The sequence below is a fragment of the Gluconobacter sp. ESL1110 genome, assembly GCF_058107395.1.
This window is the reverse complement of the sequence record NZ_JBYLUK010000007.1, coordinates 583,223-601,574: the sequence shown is the minus strand read 5'-3', so window position 1 is coordinate 601,574 and position 18,352 is coordinate 583,223. Positions and strand designations below refer to the sequence as shown.

The window sequence follows — 18,352 nt, the reverse complement described above, 5'->3', positions numbered from 1 at the left end:
TTTCAGAGTGTCGGCAGGCTTACCGCCTCCGGGCGGTTCCGGCTGTCAGCAGAGAGAGGCGTGATACCTGGAATGACTTCTACTTCCGTTCTGCCAATAACACGCCCAGTCAGAACCATACGGCTGCTTGCATTATAGACATGCACCATGTCGCCCTTTCCACCTGCTTCCATGACAGTGCCTGACACAGTCAGGTGCAGGCTTGACTGGGAGTAGGACAGAACGACCTGTGATCCTCTTTTGACAAGCTGCGGATGAACAAGCTGCGAAGAGGCGAGAACCTGTCCGGCAGACAGGCTGCTCCTTGTTTCCAACCCCACGACATCATCTATCGATTGCAACGCATCATCCGGAACGTCCGAAGACCTCACCAAGGTTACACTCACATCTTCAGGGAGAATGGGTTGCCCCGGCCGAACGGAATGCCGGAGCGCAACAGCTTTAACTTCCATCGTCACCGTGCCGGTAACAGGAAATGCGGTGCCTTTCCCACCTGTACTTGAAGGGATTTCCATACGAACACTGAAATGTCCTCCCCCATGAGGCGGGCGATCAAGATGCAAAATAGTCGGAGCCGCTGTCTCCTGAGCAGGGACAGGAACCGGTTTAAAGCCGGCCAAGGTTATTTCAACATGCGCATCTTCCGGGAAGTCGAAGCTTTGCCTCAACACGGGCAGCACATCGTCTTCTTCAATCATCCGGGTTGCGCGCGTTACGGTTGTGGAGACGAGAGGCGAAGCGTCTGGCCAGTCCACCCCGAATTGAGCAGCGATCGCTGTAAGCTGAGGTCCACCGACAACGTAGTTGCCTCCCAGCGCGGGCGCATCGCCAATGTCAGCATCCTGCCCGGCGGTCAGACCAGAAAACAGATCGGACAAACGAACCCGTGGATGGTCGACGCGAATATTGGTTCGCAAAGTTGCTGCATGCACAGACCCAGAGGCGAGCAACGCCAACAGGGGTAGGCACGACAACCCACGCCCCATGATTAACGACCACCCAGATTGTTAAGGGTCTGCATCATGTCATCAGCGGAAGTGATGACCTTGCTGTTCATCTCATAAGCACGTTGCGCTGTAATGAGATCAGTAATTTCCGTCACAACATTGACGTTGGAATTCTCAACATACCCCTGCATGACACTACCGTAGCCGGTCGTGTTTGGTGTTCCCAGCATCGCGTCCCCAGATGCAGTGGTTGGCGTGAACAGGTTCTGCCCCATGGCATCCAGACCGTTCTCGTTGGTGAAAGTCGCGAGCTGGATCTGACCAACCACCGTGGAGTTATTCTGCCCGGCAACCGTTACACTCACCTGCCCGGACTGATCGATGCTGACGCTCTGGGCATTGTTGGGAATCGTGATGGTCGGGCTAAGTTGATAGCCGTCCGCTGTGACAAGCGACCCTGTATTATCCATCGAGAACGTACCGTCCCGGGTGTAGGCCAACTGCCCTGACGGAAGCTGGATCTGGAAATAACCTTTTCCCTGCACGGCAAGATCCAGAGAATTGCTGGTCTGCTCCAGACTGCCTTGATCATTGATGCGGTAAATTGCTGCAGTTTTTACGCCGAGGCCAACTTGTGCACCGGACGGAACCGTCGTGCCCGTATCGGAAGAGCTTGTGCCGACACGGCGAATGTTCTGATAAATCAGATCCTGAAACTCGGCACGCGAGCGCTTGTAGCCTGTCGTGCTCATGTTCGCGATATTGTTGGAAATGGTTTCAACGTTGGTCTGCTGGGCCTGCATGCCCGTTCCGGCGATGTCGAGTGCGCGCATGGGAAATGTATCCTTGTCCCGTCAGGAAAACTGTCAGGCTGAAACCTGAACGATTTTGTCGATTGCGTTCTGCTGGCGGGTCGCTTCGGCATTCACGAACTGCGCCATGAAATCAAAATTGCGCTGGATATCCATCATCTTCGTGACTTCAGACATCATCTGCACATTGCTGCCTTCGAGCATCCCCTGCATGACCTGCGGGCGATCAACAGCATTGGTTGGCTGGTCAGAGCGCAGAAGATGGCTGCCTTCTGCCTGAAGCGTATTGTTGTCCCGTGCGGTTACGATTCCGATCTGTCCCGCCTCGCCGGTTTCAGTTAAAATCACACCATCCGATGAAATCGTTAGCCGATGATCGGTTGTTGGCAGGACGATGGGCTGCCCTTCGCGGTCCAGAAGTGCATTACCGGCTTCATCGACGACTGTTCCATCCTGCTGCTTTTCAAAGCGCCCGGCACGCGTCAGTCGCACACCGTTGGCCGTCTGCACCTGAAAGTAGCCTTCTCCGCCCAAGGCAAGGTCAAGCGGATTCCCGGTCTGCTGCAGATCGCCCTGCTGGAAATCCCGATAGGTTGCACGGTCCTGCGTATAAGCCTGCGTCTCAGAACCCGTGGGCTGGTCAGCAGCATGCTGTTTAGACAAATAATCGCTGAACAGGACGCTTTCGCGCTTGTAACCAACTGTCGAGGCATTCGACATATTATCGGCAACGACTGACATGGCGCGCTGCTGGGCATCCATGCGCGAAAGGGCAATATAGGTACTGTTCTCCAAGACTGAAGCTCCGGCATCCCGCTGTCAGGAGAGCTTACCCGTCAGACCCTTTCCCAATCGTTAACCAGCATGATCAGGACGAGTCGTCCTGACGATATGGAGAATAAGCCGCAAGGGCTTCTGCTTCATCGCGAATGGCCGCACGCTCCTCCTCCAGAAAAGCAGCTACAGCATTGCGCAGGCCGGGATCAGCAATGGTATGAGCAGAATGTGTAAAGGCTGGCAGATAGCCACGCTGGATCTTGTGCTCCCCCTGAGCGCCGGCCTCAACGCGGCTCAGACCATGAGCAATCGCAAAGTCGATGGCCTGATAGTAACAGAGCTCGAAATGCAGGAATGGCCAGTCCCCTTCACATCCCCAGTTCCGGCCGAAAAGCGCATCCCGGCCCATCAGATTCAGCGCCCCGGCCACAGGCTTACCCTCATGCTCGGCCATCATCAGAACCACACGGTCCCCCAATCGCTCCGAAAGCAGCGGGAAAAACGCTTCCGAAAGGTAAGCGCTCCCCCATTTTCGGTCGATCGTGGATTGATAAAAGCGATAGAACACGGACCAATCAGCGGGCGTGATATCCTGTCCACGTCGCGTCACGAAGGTCAGTCCGCAGGACTGCGCGGACTTCCTTTCTTTGCGCAAGGCCTTGCGTTTACGGGAAGACAAGGCGTTCAGGAAGTCTTCGAAACTGCCATATCCCTGATTGTGCCAATGATACTGTACGCCAAGCCGTGTCAGGTATCCTGCTCTTTCGAAAGCCGCCATGGACTGTTGGTTACAGAAGGTCGCGTGAACGGACGACAGACCTAATTGGGACGCAGCCTGCATAAGCCCCGCTGCGAGAGCCTGCCCCACAGCGTCTGGGTCTGGCAGGTCTTTCCGAAGCAAAAGACGTGGCCCGGGGACAGGAGAGAAGGGAACAGCGCACTGGAATTTAGGGTAATACCGGCCCCCGGCGGCTTCATAGGCCCGCGCCCAAGACTGATCGAAGACATACTCTCCCATGGAATGGGCTTTTCCATAGAGAGGAGCCAGTGCCAGAATGGTTCCGTCCGGGGTACGGAGAGCAGCATGACGCACGAGCCAACCCGTTCGATCCGCAACGGAGCCACTGTCTTCGAGTGCAGATAAAAACGCGAATGAGACGAAGGGATTTTCATCTCCGGCACAGGCGTCCCATTCAACAGAACCAATGTCGTGAATGGACGCGTGTAGCGTCAGAGACCACTCCGGCTCCGAGGCGTTATTCATGAGGGCTGATCCTGCAAATCTGTCTGACGCATCTGGATAAACGTGTGGCTCAGATGAGGAAAAACAACCTCAGCCCTCTAAATGGTGGGAAGCCTTGAGAGCCTCCCACCTTGGCAGCCTCAGACGACTTCGAACAGAGCTTCGACTTCAACCGGTGCATTCACCGGCAGGCTCGGAACACCAATCGTCGAACGGGCATGACGACCTGCGTCACCAAAGACTTCAACAGCCAGATCAGACGCACCGTTCATGACAACAGCGTGCTCGGTGAATTCCGGCGTGCAGGCAATGAAACCGCCGAGACGCACAACGCGCTTGATGCGCGACAGATCACCGCCCAGCGCTGCTTTGGCCTGAGAAATGACGTTGATCAGGCAGGCGCGGGCGCAAGCCACACCAGCATGGTTGGACACTTCATCGCCCAGCTTGCCCGTGATGAGCAACTTGCCATCGACCAGCGGAAGCTGGCCGGACACGACGAGCAGGTTCCCCGTCAGAACGGTTGTCACATAATTGGCGACTGGTGCAGCAGCCTCCGGCAGGGTGATTTCGAGAGCGGCGAGACGATCTTCAGGCGTGTTGGACATGGATATTTCTCCTGTGAATGGGCTGTCATGTTGAAGCGCCAAAGCCATAATGCCAAGAGTGCTTCACGTTGAAGCACCTTCTTCCCCGGCGAGCGTACGACGACTGCGCTCCAGTTCCTCGGCGTATCGGCGAAGCGCATGCTGTTCCGTGAGGATACCCACCACCTGCCGTGACTGGAAATCTTCGACGACGACGAGGGCATCAGCTTCTGCACGCTCGAACAGTTCCACAGCTTCGCGGACCGTCAAAAGCGGTGTGAGCATGGCATTTTCGAAGTGTGCCAAGGCCATGACGGGTGTGGCGGCTGGCGGAACAGCTTGCAGTTCCGCCACATTGACCATTCCGACATAACGCCCATCCCGATCCAGAAGAACAATCCGCTGCGCCGACCCAAGAGGAAAAAGAGCCTGCACCCTGTTGAGCGGTGTGTCGAAGAGGATCGTCCTGACCTGTCCGCGCATCATACGACGGACATTCAGAGAGCGCATCCAGCCAATATCCACAGCGGAGCGAATGGATTCACCCCGCAGATGAAAGCGCCAGGTTGCGAAACTATACCCGAACAGGCGCCGGACAGTCAGTAACGAGAGCACTGCGGCCACGAAAGTCGCACCACTCATGGAAATACTACCTGTCAGTTCCAGCAGCAGACATACCATGGTCATGGGGCTGCCAATGATGGCCACTGCCATGGCACTCATGCCGATCAATGCACAGGCTGTCGGCGAAACGGACGCCAGACCCAGCCATTCGAGCAGGGCCCCGTACACGGTTCCCGCCAGCGTTCCGAGATAGAGAGAGGCAAAGAAAAGACCGCCCCGAAAGCCGGAGCCAATTGAGATGCAGGATGCCAGAGCTTTGAGCAACAAGAGGCCCAGAGCCATCCAAGGTGTGATCCACCCTGCAAACACTACACGCATTGCATCATGCCCAGCAGACAGAACTGAAGGGTGAAGAATGGCGAGCCCTCCCACAAGACATCCGCCAACGGCAGGTTTCAGCCAGACAGGACCAGGCAGAAGCCGAAACAATGTTTCCGTCTGGGTGACGCAATACATGACGCCAATGGCTGTGAGTGCGGACAGTACGCTGATGATGACAACGCTGAAACTGCCATTCCATGTTAGCACGCCAGGGTCCGCGATCATGACGGCGGCAGGCATATGCCCGAACAGATGTGCGACGCCGACGCCTGCGAGCGCAGCAATCGCAACGGGAGACAGACTGACCAGCGAATAGGAACCGATGACGAGTTCGAAGGCGTAAAATGCCCCGGCAACAGGAGCATTGAAAGCAGCCCCGATGGCCGCGCCCGCCGCAGCTCCAACCAGAACACGCAGATCTTCACGCCGGACACGAAAGGCCTGTCCGATCCGGGAGCCCAGAGCAGCAGCGATCTGAGTAAAGCCTGCTTCGAGCCCGATAGACCCTCCAACCCCGTTGGAAATAACGGTCTGCAATGCGACGATCAGACTGTCACGGACAGACATGCGGCCGCCATGAAGGGCATTGGCTTCGATCGGATCGACGGGCCGGCGGGGCATGATTTTGCTGAAGACAACCCCAAACAGCCCCAGAGCAATACCGCCCAGCGTCAGAACTAGCAGAACACGCCAGGGAGGCAACCATGTCAGGCCAGACAGATGGCCATTCATGGTGTTGCCTCTACCAAACAGAACACTGTGCAGAGACAGCGTCACGGTTGTTATCAACACCACGCAAAAGCCCGATACCGCGCCAACAACCGCTGCCAGAACAGCGAGCCAGATTTCATCGGCACGAACCATCGCTCGCAACGTCACGGGGGCCAGAGCCGGATGACGCAGGAGAGAGCGCATGTGACGCTTCAGACGAAAACGCAATTCGTTACGGGCGGGACTGGTGGACAAGTGGTCTCCCCGACGGCAGGTGTAGTTCTGTTTGGCCGCAACGCTGTTTTCAATCAACTGCTGTCACGGAAGGATCATGCATGAAACTCAATGCCATCGAACGTGGGGATGGGCCGGAAACCGTTGTTTTCCTGCATGGTCTGTTTGGCAGAGCCCGTAATCTCGGGTTTCTTCAGCGGGAAGCCTCCCAGACATTCCGGACGATTGCCCTGGATCTCCGCAATCATGGGGACAGCCCGCATGGTCCCGTGAGCTACCCCGCGATGGCACAGGATGTTCTAGAAACACTTGACGATCTTGGGATCGAGCGTTTTTCGGTCGTCGGTCATTCGATGGGCGGGAAGGTCGCCATGATGCTGGCACTTGCTGACCCGGACCGGGTAACGCGTCTGATGGTGGCGGATATGGCTCCAGCCCGGACCCAGAAGGGCCATGGGGACATGATTGCAAAACTGGATGCGATCACTTTTCCTTCAGAACTGACACGGAGTGGCGCGCTGGACCTTCTCGAACCTATTACCGGAAGCCGGGCCGTCGCCGAACTGATGGCACAGAATGTCTCTCTGGATGGCGCTCCGGGATGGGCGATCGGATTTGATGAGATTACGCAGGGAATTAGTCTGATTGAAGGCTGGCCCGATAGCCAGGCAGCGCCCTATGACGGGCCAGCCCTGTTTCTACGCGGCGGCAATTCAAACTACGTCCGGCCCGAACATCACGCTCTGATCCACGCTCTGTTCCCTCAGGCCCGGATTTTGACGTTGGAAGGCGCCGGGCACTGGCTGCACGCGGAGCAGCCACGCTCGTTCATTGCGACAATGATGGCGTTTCTGACCGGCCAGGACGTCTAGCCCGTAAGTGTGTTGAGGGCAGCTTTCTTGCCCTCTTCCGCAACCCGCCAGCAATACCAGGCAAGAGCAGACCTGTGCGGAGAAAAACAAAGCGTTTCGTTCTTGAGATTTTTAGGTTTAGGAGCCGTCTCCATCTTCTTGATCCGTCGCCAGCCTTCCCGCACACCAAAATCATCGACTGGCATGACGTCCGGCCGGCCCAACGTGAACATCAGAAGCATCTCTACAGTCCATCGGCCCACACCGCGTAAAGTCACAAGGCGCTGAATCAGATCTTCATCTCCAAGCGTTTCCGCCTCCAGCCGTGTCGGTACCAGACCCTCCAGCCGAGCCTGAGCCACGCCTCGCATGGCGATCTGTTTGCTTGCAGATAAACCGCAGGCCCTCAGTGTATCTTCCGGAAAGGCCAGCAAAACCTCTGGTGCTGGGGGCGGCCCAGTCTCGGACGCTGCGGGCCCAAGAAGGCACAAACGACCGAAAATTCGTCGGGCCGCCGCACCATGAAGCTGTTGTCCGGCAATGGCTCGTAACAGCGCATCATAAGGGTCCTGCCCGTCATCTCCACGCAGACGACAGGGCCCAATTCTTCTGATCGCTACAGCGACATCCGGATCAATGGAAAGAGACGATATGAGAGGGTCTGTCATGACGCTGTTTTTCCTGCGAGGTCTGTGGCGCTTTGTCTCTTTCGTGAATGGCCCATTACTGCCATGATAGCATCAGACGCAACGCCAACCCCCAGACCGGATACCAGCCTGCCGGATGACAAACCCGCCCGCCCTGGTGCACAAAGCCTGGCAATGACGTGCCGCCACCTTCCCTCTTCTGAGTGCGCCCGCCCCCTATGAACGGCAGCGTACCTTCTGACAGCGCCAGATCAGGACGCCGCGAACCCAAACTGTTCGCGGGCAGAACGCGCGCGGCCACTGCGCCTGCTCATGCGCCTTCCGGTCTTCGTTCCCGACTGAGGGATTACGTTCCGCCTGCAACAGCCGTTCGCCCGGTTCTGACGCCGATGATGCGGCCGCAGACCATCGTCGAGCCGGGACCTGTCATTCCGTTCTGTATTTCTGCCGGTATTCATGCGGCAGTTCTGTCGCTTCTGCTCACGCAGCATCATGCCATGCATGGATCGCCTGCTGGCAGCGAACCGCAGGTCGAGATGGTGTTCGATCAGCCACCATCCAAGAGTAGCATGCAGGGACCGCGCGCTCATGAAGAAGGAGGGGCACCGCCGCCGCCCTCCCCACAAAGCCCGGAAGAAACCCAGCAGGAGCAGCAGCAACCGGATCAGCAGCAATCCGCGCCGACGCCAGCCGTCCCCACGCCAGAAACGCCGTCGGCCCCGCCCGTACCGCAGGAACCATCTGCCGAACTTCCCAAGACAGCGCCCAGTCCGGCTCCTGTCACCCCCGGCAATGCGCCGAGCCAGCGGAGCCAGCAGACGACGCCACATAGTCATCGGGCCCATCGCTCCGTCCGGCAGAGCAACAACAATCCGCTGTCTCACCCAATGGACTACTCCTTCGGAGAGCAACCTTCGCCTTATCGTCATCGTCGTGGGCGTCCGGCAGGATCTGGCGGCCCGATCGACATGTCTCTCGGGCCACTCAGCATGAATGGTGCCATCAACGCGCCTTATCAGACCCGCACCAGCGTCAAAGGCGTCAGTGAAGATTATGGCAGCGAGATTGATCGCTGGATCCGCTCGCATATGTACTATCCGGAAGACGCGGCCCGGGCTGGCGAGGATGGACCGTCTTCCGTCCATGTGGTTCTGGATCGTTTTGGACATGTAAAAACTGTCCGTCTGACGGGTCAGTCTGGCTCTTATTCTCTGGATGCCGCGACCACCGGCATGTTCCAGGGCGCGCATCTGCCACCTGTTCCGCCGGACATGAAGGGCGATCACTTCGATATCGACGTGACAATCAATTATATCCTGATCCGCCGTTAAGCCACTGTTTCGACATCGTGGAAGTGTTGCCCTAAACTTCCCGATGTCCCTTTACCACTCCGGAGCCCCGATGCGCCGTTTTCTGCCTGTTCTGCTGCCACTCTGTCTGGCTGGGTGCTTTGATATGCCCCATCCATTTTCGGACCCCGGCCAGCAAGCCCGGCAATTGGCCACAGCGAATCTTCCTCCCGCTCGTCTGGCAGTTCCTACGCCTGCGGATTCACTCCTTTCAGACGATGCGGCTCAACTCTGGGCGCACGCTCTGGCCGAAGCCATGGTGGCGCAATCCGTTCCAGCAATTGCCCAGCCGAAGAAACCAGGAGACTGGTGGGTAAAGATGAGCGCGCACACACATAATGGCAGCGTCATTCCCCATTACGTGATCATGATGCCAGACGGTAAAGCCCGAGCGGAAAGCGACGGGCCTGCTGTCGATATGGCAGGGTGGAGTGCCGGGGACGCCATGGCACTCAAAGGCGCGGCAACACAGGAAGCTCCAGAACTGGCCAATCTTCTGACCGGCATTCAGGCAGACATGATGCAGCAGGATCAACACAGCCTGATGCACCGCGCGGCACGGATTTATTTCGCTGGCGTCAGCGGTGCCCCTGGCGATGGAGACAAGTCTCTGGCGCGTGCTTTTTATTCATCGCTACCAGATGCGACAAATTCGGTTCAGACAGAGCCCAAAGGGACTGATTTCACTGTTCGCAGCGTTGTTAAAATCGCCGATGGTGGCTCTCTTGACGGCAAACCAGCCCAGCACATCGAAATCGCATGGCATGTTCTGACGCCAGACGGCAAGGAAGCTGGCGCTGCTACGCAGCTTCACGATATTCCGGCGCACTCTCTTGATAGCACGTGGGGAGATACGGCAGTCATGGCTGCCGAAGAAGCCGCTGGAGCCGTACGAACCATCGTGACCAACTATTCCGGTCGCGATCACACGCCTTTGCCTGTGGCCAATCCGACAACCAAAAAATAAAGCGTCTGAGGCGCTTATAAAAATCTCTGTTTCATAGAGTAACACTCCGATAAGACTTCGTGGCTTTTAAATGCTTCGGAGTTCTTGCATGCGTTCGATACGGGGTCAGGTTTGTCTGACTATTTTGGGACTATCTGGCCTGACTGGCTCCTCGGCCTTCGCAGAAACGGCTCCAGTGGTCGCTGTAAATCGTGAGATCGGTCTTTCCATCACTGGATCTTTTCAGGACGCTCTCTCTTCCGACACAACATCCTACGTTGGAACCACTTATACGAGTACCGGAAGAGCGCGCTCGTATGAAAGCGGGTGGAACAGCGACAGTCGGCGTATCGGATGGACGCCGGGCTTTCGTGCAGACAGTTCTGTCATGTTCGACGCTTTCGGGATCAGCAATCTTTACGCCTCTGCGCAATTTGGGCTGCAGGACGGACAGAGAAATTACAAATATCATTTTGCTTCGCACACTACTGCCAGTGCTCCCTACACATTTCGTTTTGGAGGCAAGGACGACGCAAAAGCGACGTCAACGCGCGGTGAGATTGGAAAGGGCTTCCTGCTGCTTTCCCAGTCGCTGCTTCTGACTCCTTTTGCTCAGGGCGGCTATCTGTCCAATGGTTTTGACAACTTTGGGGACTTTGGAAGCTTCTTTGTGGGAGCAGGCCTCAAAGCAGATTACGCTCTGACTTCACGCCTCGTTTTACGCGGACGCTTTGGTTGGGCCGCAGTTTTGAAAAGCCACACAGGATATGACTATGGGCTGAGTTCATCGGCACATTCCCTTTGGCAGGGCGGATTAGGCGTGGACTATCGTATGACGCAGCATCTGCATCTGACTGCTGGAGGAGATTATTCCTATACCCACCGTGCGCAGGCTGACGCCAGCACTACCAATACTTCAAACAGCATCGGAATTTACAGTTGGGGAAGTCTTCCTCATTTTCAGAACTACTCCAGCAGTCTGTCGAATGACGTGACATTGCATGCAGGCCTGGCTTATCAGTTCTGATCAGGACTACGGCGCACGATCCAAAGTAGTGGTGCGCCGTGTTCCCGATACTACCCAAGGGCGAACTCTACCAACTCGGCCGCAAGCCTTTCAGGGTCAGGAATGCGATAATTCATGTGGAAGCCATGGCCTGCCCCCATACGTTCCAATCCCACAGAATCGTAAAGATATCGGGCATCATTACTATTGGCCATGTCAATCAGACACTGATTAACCCACATATCAGGCCCATGAGCCAAGGTAATGACCCTGCGCTGCGGAAAAAACGCACTCATGTGAAGGCAGGAGTCATTATAGGCAATCACAAGCGGATTTGACGCCCAGAGCTTGAGTTGCTCCCGGAATGTCATCTGATGGGGATGAATGATCCCAATTCCCCGTTCCCGCAGGATGGCCGTCAATGCAGCTTCGTTTTCAACCCGGACATTCCCCGTTTTCAGGGCTTCCTGTGAGAAAAACAGGACCCGCCCCGGCTGAACCTGTGCCCCTTCGGGGAGCAGCTGGCGCCCCAGGTGATGGGTCAGATCTGCAAAAACGGAATGAACCAACGAGAGTTCTTCGAAAGCAGCAGAGGCTACGGTGATTCTGGGGAAGCGAACGGGAGCAAGAACTCGCAAAAAATTCTGCTCCGCCAGACCCAGCGCAGTCACGATATCCCGGAAGTAATCTTCCTGCATCAGTTCTGCGATGGAATGTCGACTGCTGAACGCAACACGGAGTCCAGTTCTGCGATAAGGCGGCAAACTCCAGAAACGGGAAAAAGAGTTGATCAGAAAATGGCCGCAGGATGACTTATCCAGATTACCTGCAAAGACATAATCGAAAGCCTCACTGACAACAGGGCACTCCGGGATTGACTGGGTAGCCCGTGCACATAGCGGCGTATGCAGCCCTCCTGCTCCCGTATAGATCATGGCTTCCGGGACTGTGCGGCCTGAAGGGTCAAAAAGCCCCCATTCCGGCCCACTTCCGGGAGGAATGAACACAGCGTTCCTGACTTCCCGCTGATTGGGAAGGTCCTGAATCAGAAGCTTTCTGCCAACGAAACCCGTACAGTCTTTCAGGGGCATATCCTGACCTTTCCGTAGCATGGAGCGACCTTCGAAAAGGCCGCACAGACAGTCTTCTCATGTGTTTCGCCTGCATCTTCCTCCACATCAAGTCTACCTCTCAGCACAAAGAATGATGCAGAACAGATGACAGCGGGGAAGCACACTGTTAGAAAGCGCGCAATTCTCCCCCTGACGGATACCGGACGAGGCCGTTTTCATGAAGATCGTTGCCTGCAACAGTAATCTGCCGCTGGCCCGTGCGGTGGCGAACGAACTGCGGATGCCGCTGTGTAAAACCGTGGTCAAGCGCTTTGCCGATGGTGAAGTGTTTGTCGAGATCCAGGAAAATGTCCGAGGCGAGGATGTTTTCGTCGTGCAGAGCACCTGCATGCCGACAAACGATCACCTCATGGAACTTCTGGTGATGCTGGACGCGCTGCGTCGCGGGTCCGCCAAGCGCGTCACGGCTGTCATGCCGTATTTCGGCTATGCCCGTCAGGACCGTAAGTCTGGCCCCCGTACGCCCATCAGCGCCAAACTGGTTGCCAACCTTCTGACGGAAGCTGGCGCCAACCGTATCCTGACGATGGATCTGCACGCCATGCAGATTCAGGGTTTCTTCGATATCCCGACGGACAACCTTTACGCAGCGCCGCTCTTTGTCCGAGACCTCAAGACACGTCTGCCAGACCGTGAGCTGATGATCGTCTCCCCGGATGTGGGCGGTGTGGTTCGTGCCCGTCAGTTGGCGCAGCGACTGAACGTCGACCTGGCCATCATTGACAAGCGTCGTGAACGCGCTGGCGTTTCAGAAGTCATGAACGTCATCGGGGATGTTTCCGGGCGCTATTGTGTGCTGGTGGATGACATCGTGGACAGTGGCGGATCGCTCTGCAACGCGGCCAATGCCCTGATGAGCCGTGGTGCGGAAGGCGTTGAAGCCTATGTCACTCACGGCGTTCTGACTGGCAATGCGTGCGAACGCGTGAAAAACAGTCCCTTGAACATGCTGACCCTGACGGACAGTATTCCAGCCACCCAGGCGCTACTCGATACGCCAAACATTCGCCAGATTACGACTGCTAATCTTCTGGCTCGCGCCATGAGCGCTGTCGCAGACGAAAGCTCGGTCTCCTCTCTCTTCGACTGAGTTTTCCCCAACTCCGAAGGTTTCACTATGCCGAAGATCATTGCCAAGCCTTACTGGTATCTCCGCCATGGTGAAACTGACTGGAATCTCCGTGGCCTCTCACAGGGCCGGACAGATATTCCCCTGAACGCTACCGGGCTTGCCCAGGCTGAGCGAGCCGGGCAGGTTTTTGCAGGCTTGTTCCGCAATGGCGAAAAGCCATTCGACCGGATTGTCGCCTCCCCCCTCTCCCGAGCGCTTGTCACAGCAGAACACACCCGGGATGCCATTCGTTCAAGCGGCGGCCCTAACCTTCCTCTGATTATTGATCCAGAACTCAAGGAAGTCTGCTTTGGTGTTCAGGAAGGCCAGCCTATGGGAGAGTGGTACGACCCATGGATTGAAGATGGCTACACTCCCGAAGGTGCCGAAAGCTTTGCGACCCTTCAGGCGCGCGCGGTGGGAGCCGTAAATCAGGCCCTGCAAGAAAACGGAACACCCCTTTTCGTAGCGCATGGTGCCCTGTTTAGGAGTTTGCGCGCCGGAATGAACCTTCCTGTGAATGTTCGACTGCCCAATGCCATTCCACTCCACCTGACTCCTTCAGAAACCGGCTGGTCCATTCTGCCCCATGTTCCGGAGACAGTGTAAAGGCAGACTGGGCCTTAAACGCCATATGGGAAATAAGAAATTTTCAGTGTCCGTATTGGAATCGATACGTTTAAGTGCTTGCTGCACTTTTGCCTCTTGTGTGTATCGTCGGAGACATTTAGGCCAGAAAGGACTTTGATTTACATACCGGAACTTGTCCAATGGCGCGTTTACGTCTTCTGGTTGCCCTAACGGCTTTCAGCGGGCTGGTCTCTCCAGCTCTGGCTCAACCACAACCGACACCATTATCATTTCCTCCGGCGGTGCCTGACCCGCAGGACAAGCCTTTCCCCGGCGCACTATCAGTTTCGGTTGATGCAACAGATACCGCGCATCATATCATGTCCATTCATGAAACGGTTCCGGTTCCGAAAGAGGCCATACAGAAGGGTGAAATGATCCTTTTGTATCCCATGTGGATCCCGGGAGATCATTCTCCTACCGGCGTTATTGAACAGCTTGGCAGCCTGAAGGTTCAGTCTGGCGGAAAAACCATTTCCTGGAAGCGCGATAACGTCAATGTCGCAGCTTTCCACATTCCGGTTTCCGCAACCACACCGACGCTGGATCTGCATTTCCAACTTCTGTCACCCGTGACGTCCGATCAGGGCCGCGTTGTCATGACGCCTTCAATCGTGAATGTGCAGTGGGATCAGGTTTCGCTTTATCCGGCTGGCTATTTCACGCGCGACATTACGGTAAAGCCGAGCGTTCTGGTTCCACATGGCTGGCAGATTGGCTCCGCTCTCCGCGCTCCTGCTTACGGCGACGAGACCCATTTCAACGCGACAACCTACAACACACTGGTTGATTCCCCGATCTACGCGGGCCGTTATTTCCGGAAAATCGACCTGACAGGGCCGGACCATGTGCCAGTGGCTCTGAATGTCGTAGCAGATGATCCAGACTCCCTGAATGCCACTCCCGCGCAGATCGAAGCGCATAAAAATCTGGTCCGTCAGGCGACGACGCTCTTTGGCTCCCATCATTACGACCATTACGACTTCCTGCTGGCTCTGACGGAAGAGCTGGGTATGATCGGTCTTGAACATCATCAGTCCAGCGAAAATGCGGCGGCTCCGGGATATTTCACAGAATGGGACAAAACCTTCCCCGAACGCGACCTTCTGGCGCATGAGTACACCCATTCCTGGAACGGAAAATATCGCCGCCCGGCTGATATGTGGGCGCCGAACTTTAACGTTCCGCAGCGCGGATCCCTACTCTGGGTTTATGAAGGTCAAACTCAATACTGGGGCAATGTTCTGGCAGCCCGCTCAGGTCTCGTAACCAAAGATCAGGGTTTCGAAGCACTGGCCTACATGGCAGCGACTTACGACAATCAGTCCGGCCGTCTCTGGCGTCCACTTGAAGACACCACGAATGATCCGGTCATTGCCCAGCGTGCCCCTTTGTCATGGCGGGACTGGCAACGCTCAGAAGATTATTACGTCGAAGGCCAGTTGATCTGGCTGGACGCTGACACATTGATCCGCAAGCTGTCGAACGGACAGAAGTCTCTGGATGATTTCGCCAAAGCTTTCTTCGGCACCAATAATGGCAGCTTCATTGTCAGCCCCTATCAGTTCGATGAAGTTGCTGCGACGCTCAACAGCATCCAGCCCTATGACTGGGCGAAATTTCTGCATGACCGTCTGGACACGATCCAGCCCCATGCTCCACTCGATGGCCTGAAGAACGGTGGCTACAAACTTGTTTATACGGACAAGCCAACGTCCTTCATCAAAGCCTCGGAAGGAATGCGTCACGGTCTGGACCTGACATTCTCTCTGGGAATGAGCGTCACCAAGTCCGGCAAGACCGCTCGCGTTCACTGGATGAGCCCCGCCTTCAAAGCTGGTCTGACATCTGGGGAAACCATTCTTGCTGTCAATGACATGGACTACACCAGCGAACGTCTGCGTCATGCCATTACAGACGCCCAGAAAGATCCAAAGCAGACGATCCGTCTAATTATGAAGTCAGGAGAGCATATCAATATGGTTTCCATCCCCTATCATGAGGGTCTGCGTTATCCTCATCTAGAACGTGTCGATGGCACCACTGATTACCTGAGCGCTATTTACACGCCGCGCTAAGGACACAGTCGGGATGGTTTTATCCATCCCGACTTTCAACCCAGGCTATGATAAGACGCCAGAAGGGCCTGTAATTTCGTGGGGCTTTGTGGACGCCCCAGCAGATAGCCTTGAGCAAAAGCAATGCCGTTCTGCTCCAGCCAGCTCAATTGTTCATCCGCTTCCACACCCTCAGCCACAACGTAAACATTCATGTCACAGGCAAGACGCGCAATCGTCCGTACAATGGCTGCAACTTTCTGAGACTGGACAATGTCTCTTGTAAAAGACGCATCAACCTTGATTCCGTCTACATCAAACCCTCGCAGGTAGGTCAAAGACGAATACCCGGTTCCGAAATCATCCAGTACCAGTCGAACGCCTATCGCCCGGATGGCTGCAAGCTGCGTCAGGGTCCGCGCTGTCTCAGCAAGAAATACACTTTCCGTGACCTCCAGAATCAGCCGCTCTGCCGGAAAGGATGTTTGTAAAAGACAATCTTCAATCAGAGATGGCAACCGACCGGAACGAAGCTGTTTCGGAGAAATATTGACTGCCACAGGCAACGGTACAGACCAGTTCATCGCTTCACTGCATGCCGCATACAAAACATAAGCGCCAAGCTCTTCAATCAGATCACAACTTTCTGCTGTCGCAATAAACGCATTTGGACCAACCACGCCGTCCGTTGGATGTTGCCAGCGAACGAGCGCCTCCACGGAAATCGGCCTGCGTGTGAGGGTATCAAAAATAGGCTGATAATCGAGAAAGAATTCATTTCGCTCCAGAGATTTTGTTAAATCATCTCTCAATCTGATCCGGTTGAAGTAACTGACTTCCATCCCCGGCTCGAAAAGACAGTAAATATTTCGCCTCTCCTTGGCGGCATATAGAGCGAGGTCAGACCTTCGGAAAAGAATATCTGTTGTTTCTCCATGAACAGGAGACACTGCAATCCCGATACTCACACTTGGCGCCAGCGTAACCTTACCGGCACTCAACTCCTCATTCAGAGTTCGAACGATATCCTGACTATGTGCAGTAGCTTCTTGTTCATTGGCATCCCGGAGAAGAACAGCAAACTCATCACCACCCAACCTTCCGATCAGATGATCGGGTCCAATCACACTCCGAATCCGTTCGGAAAGCGCCTTGAGCATCGTGTCGCCCACTTCGTGCCCGAATTCGTCATTGATGGGTTTGAAATGATCCAGATCAACCTGCAACAATGCAAATGGCTGTTGCTTCACGCAGCAGTCACTCATGAATTCCAGGAATGCCGTCCGGCTTAGAGCCCCCGTCAGATCGTCATGCATTGCCAGATAACGAATACGCTTCTGGGCTTTCCGTTGTTCCGTAATATCCGATACAACGCCCCGGAATCCTAGAAATCTGCCATTACGACCATGCACAGGATAGCCCGTGAATGTCAGATATCGTTCATCGCTGTCCTGATGAAGGATAACCGGAAGATCTTTGAAAGCTTTACGCTGATGGATGTGATCATCAATATCGGGCTGCGCCGGATGTTCAGACTCCAGCCCCAGTGTGCCCAAAGCACGTCCTTCAATCTCTGCTGGAACAGCCTGGAAGAACTGACACATGCGCGCAGTAACATCCCGCAGACAACCATTTTCATCTGTTTCCCAGAGCGAGTCCGATACAACCTGCTCGTACTCTCTCAGAAAGACCTTTAAAGTTTCGTGTTGTCGTTGCAGATTCAAACGGCCGATGGATCGTTCCAGGAACGTCTTGTTCATATAAACGATGCCAATAAAGGCGAAGGCCAGAAACCCGAAAAATGATAATAATGCGACGTTTTCAACCGGTTGAAGCGTTACCAGCGCGGCAATGGTACAAAACAGGCTGACCGGAAGAAAGAAGGCCAGAGCTGCCCGAATTGGCACACCCAGCATCGGCGTTGAGACCAATCCCATAATGAGGCCGAAAACAGCACCTTCTTCACTGGGATGCTCAACCATCATCGCAAAGATATTGACCAACCCGCCCCACACGACCCCCAGAACGAAAAGAATTCGAATGGATGTCCGGATCAATGCATCATGATTCTGGTCCCGACGCCATCGAAGGCTGGCAGCAATCAAAACAAGATAAAGACAGATAATTGCAATATAGAACGTAGAAACCAGCAGCCGGAACCCATTCCCAAACCTCAGGATAAAGAGGGTGCTACTGCTGATTCCCAGAATGGAAAATAACCAGATGACGTGCGACAGAACCGATGCCTGCTCATGACGGAGCGAGGATAAATTTTCATCATCCTGACCAATCTGGAAAAGCTTCCAGATATTTATCAGATACTCGATAGATGAAATTTTTATCGATTTACTATCGCCCGACATTAT

At 55.3% G+C, this 18,352-nt stretch carries 16 protein-coding genes; 7 read left to right on the top strand and 9 right to left on the bottom strand.

Going from position 1 to position 18,352, the window contains the following annotated elements; all coding sequences use genetic code 11:
- Positions 1 to 2 precede the first annotated feature (2 nt).
- The 6 genes from flgA to AC3B6F_RS06845 form a co-directional block, all read right to left on the bottom strand.
- Complete coding sequence (flgA, locus tag AC3B6F_RS06870; RefSeq protein ID WP_489823796.1) at positions 3 to 974, bottom strand: flagellar basal body P-ring formation chaperone FlgA; 972 nt, start codon at positions 972 to 974, stop codon at positions 3 to 5.
- Between the two features lie 14 nt (positions 975 to 988).
- Positions 989 to 1,780, bottom strand: a complete 792-nt coding sequence (gene flgG / locus AC3B6F_RS06865) for a flagellar basal-body rod protein FlgG (RefSeq protein ID WP_007284063.1) — start codon at positions 1,778 to 1,780, stop codon at positions 989 to 991.
- A gap of 33 nt (positions 1,781 to 1,813) precedes the next feature.
- On the bottom strand, positions 1,814 to 2,554 hold the full coding sequence (gene flgF, locus AC3B6F_RS06860) for a flagellar basal-body rod protein FlgF (protein ID WP_489823795.1): 741 nt from the start codon (positions 2,552 to 2,554) through the stop codon (positions 1,814 to 1,816).
- Positions 2,555 to 2,627: 73 nt separating this feature from the next.
- Positions 2,628 to 3,800 (bottom strand): GNAT family N-acetyltransferase, encoded by a 1,173-nt coding sequence (locus AC3B6F_RS06855; protein ID WP_489823794.1) that lies wholly within the window; start codon positions 3,798 to 3,800, stop codon positions 2,628 to 2,630.
- A gap of 119 nt (positions 3,801 to 3,919) precedes the next feature.
- Positions 3,920 to 4,387 carry a RidA family protein gene (locus tag AC3B6F_RS06850; RefSeq protein ID WP_010503058.1) on the bottom strand — a complete coding sequence of 156 codons (468 nt, stop codon included), beginning with the start codon at positions 4,385 to 4,387 and terminating at the stop codon, positions 3,920 to 3,922.
- Between the two features lie 63 nt (positions 4,388 to 4,450).
- Positions 4,451 to 6,226 (bottom strand): chloride channel protein, encoded by a 1,776-nt coding sequence (locus AC3B6F_RS06845; RefSeq protein WP_489823999.1) that lies wholly within the window; start codon positions 6,224 to 6,226, stop codon positions 4,451 to 4,453.
- 131 nt (positions 6,227 to 6,357) lie between these two features.
- On the opposite strand from AC3B6F_RS06845, the gene AC3B6F_RS06840 reads away from it, so the two are divergent.
- A complete protein-coding gene (locus AC3B6F_RS06840) occupies positions 6,358 to 7,128 on the top strand; it encodes an alpha/beta fold hydrolase (RefSeq protein WP_489823793.1) in 771 nt (256 codons plus the stop codon).
- Here the strand turns inward: AC3B6F_RS06840 and AC3B6F_RS06835 are convergent.
- Positions 7,125 to 7,775: a DNA-3-methyladenine glycosylase family protein gene (locus tag AC3B6F_RS06835; RefSeq protein WP_489823792.1), complete on the bottom strand. Its 651-nt coding sequence runs from the start codon at positions 7,773 to 7,775 to the stop codon at positions 7,125 to 7,127. The genes AC3B6F_RS06840 and AC3B6F_RS06835 overlap by 4 nt on opposite strands.
- A gap of 197 nt (positions 7,776 to 7,972) precedes the next feature.
- On the opposite strand from AC3B6F_RS06835, the gene AC3B6F_RS06830 reads away from it, so the two are divergent.
- The 3 genes from AC3B6F_RS06830 (at position 7,973) to AC3B6F_RS06820 (ending at position 11,076) form a co-directional block, all read left to right on the top strand.
- Positions 7,973 to 9,085, top strand: a complete 1,113-nt coding sequence (locus tag AC3B6F_RS06830; protein WP_034880784.1) for an energy transducer TonB — start codon at positions 7,973 to 7,975, stop codon at positions 9,083 to 9,085.
- Positions 9,086 to 9,155: 70 nt separating this feature from the next.
- A complete protein-coding gene (locus tag AC3B6F_RS06825) occupies positions 9,156 to 10,070 on the top strand; it encodes a hypothetical protein (RefSeq protein ID WP_489823791.1) in 915 nt (304 codons plus the stop codon).
- A gap of 88 nt (positions 10,071 to 10,158) precedes the next feature.
- Positions 10,159 to 11,076 (top strand): hypothetical protein, encoded by a 918-nt coding sequence (locus AC3B6F_RS06820; RefSeq protein WP_489823790.1) that lies wholly within the window; start codon positions 10,159 to 10,161, stop codon positions 11,074 to 11,076.
- A 50-nt stretch (positions 11,077 to 11,126) separates the two neighbouring features.
- On the opposite strand, the gene AC3B6F_RS06815 is transcribed toward AC3B6F_RS06820, so the two are convergent.
- A complete protein-coding gene (locus tag AC3B6F_RS06815) occupies positions 11,127 to 12,167 on the bottom strand; it encodes a glycosyltransferase family 61 protein (RefSeq protein WP_426067521.1) in 1,041 nt (346 codons plus the stop codon).
- A gap of 178 nt (positions 12,168 to 12,345) precedes the next feature.
- On the opposite strand from AC3B6F_RS06815, the gene AC3B6F_RS06810 reads away from it, so the two are divergent.
- From AC3B6F_RS06810 to AC3B6F_RS06800, 3 genes are all read left to right on the top strand, one after another.
- Positions 12,346 to 13,278, top strand: coding sequence for a ribose-phosphate pyrophosphokinase (locus AC3B6F_RS06810; protein WP_007284050.1), 933 nt, complete (start codon positions 12,346 to 12,348; stop codon positions 13,276 to 13,278).
- Positions 13,279 to 13,305: 27 nt separating this feature from the next.
- Positions 13,306 to 13,908 carry a histidine phosphatase family protein gene (locus tag AC3B6F_RS06805; protein WP_023944276.1) on the top strand — a complete coding sequence of 201 codons (603 nt, stop codon included), beginning with the start codon at positions 13,306 to 13,308 and terminating at the stop codon, positions 13,906 to 13,908.
- Between the two features lie 161 nt (positions 13,909 to 14,069).
- The gene (locus AC3B6F_RS06800) at positions 14,070 to 16,007 is read left to right on the top strand and encodes a M61 family metallopeptidase (RefSeq protein WP_426067523.1); all 1,938 of its coding nucleotides are present in this window, start codon (positions 14,070 to 14,072) and stop codon (positions 16,005 to 16,007) included.
- A 35-nt stretch (positions 16,008 to 16,042) separates the two neighbouring features.
- Here AC3B6F_RS06800 and AC3B6F_RS06795 read toward each other — a convergent pair whose 3' ends face one another.
- On the bottom strand, positions 16,043 to 18,349 hold the full coding sequence (locus AC3B6F_RS06795) for a putative bifunctional diguanylate cyclase/phosphodiesterase (protein WP_489823789.1): 2,307 nt from the start codon (positions 18,347 to 18,349) through the stop codon (positions 16,043 to 16,045).
- Positions 18,350 to 18,352 lie beyond the last annotated feature (3 nt).

Bases quoted from the DNA above. Each gene is read 5' to 3' on its own strand.
- AC3B6F_RS06850 (WP_010503058.1), bottom strand. From the start codon at position 4,387: ATGTCCAACACGCCTGAAGATCGTCTCGCCGCTCTCGAAATCACCCTG.
- AC3B6F_RS06805 (WP_023944276.1), top strand. From the start codon at position 13,306: ATGCCGAAGATCATTGCCAAGCCTTACTGGTATCTCCGCCATGGTGAA.
- AC3B6F_RS06825 (WP_489823791.1), top strand. From the start codon at position 9,156: ATGCGCCGTTTTCTGCCTGTTCTGCTGCCACTCTGTCTGGCTGGGTGC.
- AC3B6F_RS06840 (WP_489823793.1), top strand. From the start codon at position 6,358: ATGAAACTCAATGCCATCGAACGTGGGGATGGGCCGGAAACCGTTGTT.
- AC3B6F_RS06795 (WP_489823789.1), bottom strand. From the start codon at position 18,349: ATGTCGGGCGATAGTAAATCGATAAAAATTTCATCTATCGAGTATCTG.
- AC3B6F_RS06800 (WP_426067523.1), top strand. From the start codon at position 14,070: ATGGCGCGTTTACGTCTTCTGGTTGCCCTAACGGCTTTCAGCGGGCTG.
- AC3B6F_RS06820 (WP_489823790.1), top strand. From the start codon at position 10,159: ATGCGTTCGATACGGGGTCAGGTTTGTCTGACTATTTTGGGACTATCT.
- flgG (WP_007284063.1), bottom strand. From the start codon at position 1,780: ATGCGCGCACTCGACATCGCCGGAACGGGCATGCAGGCCCAGCAGACC.
- AC3B6F_RS06830 (WP_034880784.1), top strand. From the start codon at position 7,973: ATGAACGGCAGCGTACCTTCTGACAGCGCCAGATCAGGACGCCGCGAA.
- AC3B6F_RS06810 (WP_007284050.1), top strand. From the start codon at position 12,346: ATGAAGATCGTTGCCTGCAACAGTAATCTGCCGCTGGCCCGTGCGGTG.
- AC3B6F_RS06835 (WP_489823792.1), bottom strand. From the start codon at position 7,775: ATGACAGACCCTCTCATATCGTCTCTTTCCATTGATCCGGATGTCGCT.
- AC3B6F_RS06845 (WP_489823999.1), bottom strand. From the start codon at position 6,226: ATGCGCTCTCTCCTGCGTCATCCGGCTCTGGCCCCCGTGACGTTGCGA.
- AC3B6F_RS06815 (WP_426067521.1), bottom strand. From the start codon at position 12,167: ATGCTACGGAAAGGTCAGGATATGCCCCTGAAAGACTGTACGGGTTTC.
- AC3B6F_RS06855 (WP_489823794.1), bottom strand. From the start codon at position 3,800: ATGAATAACGCCTCGGAGCCGGAGTGGTCTCTGACGCTACACGCGTCC.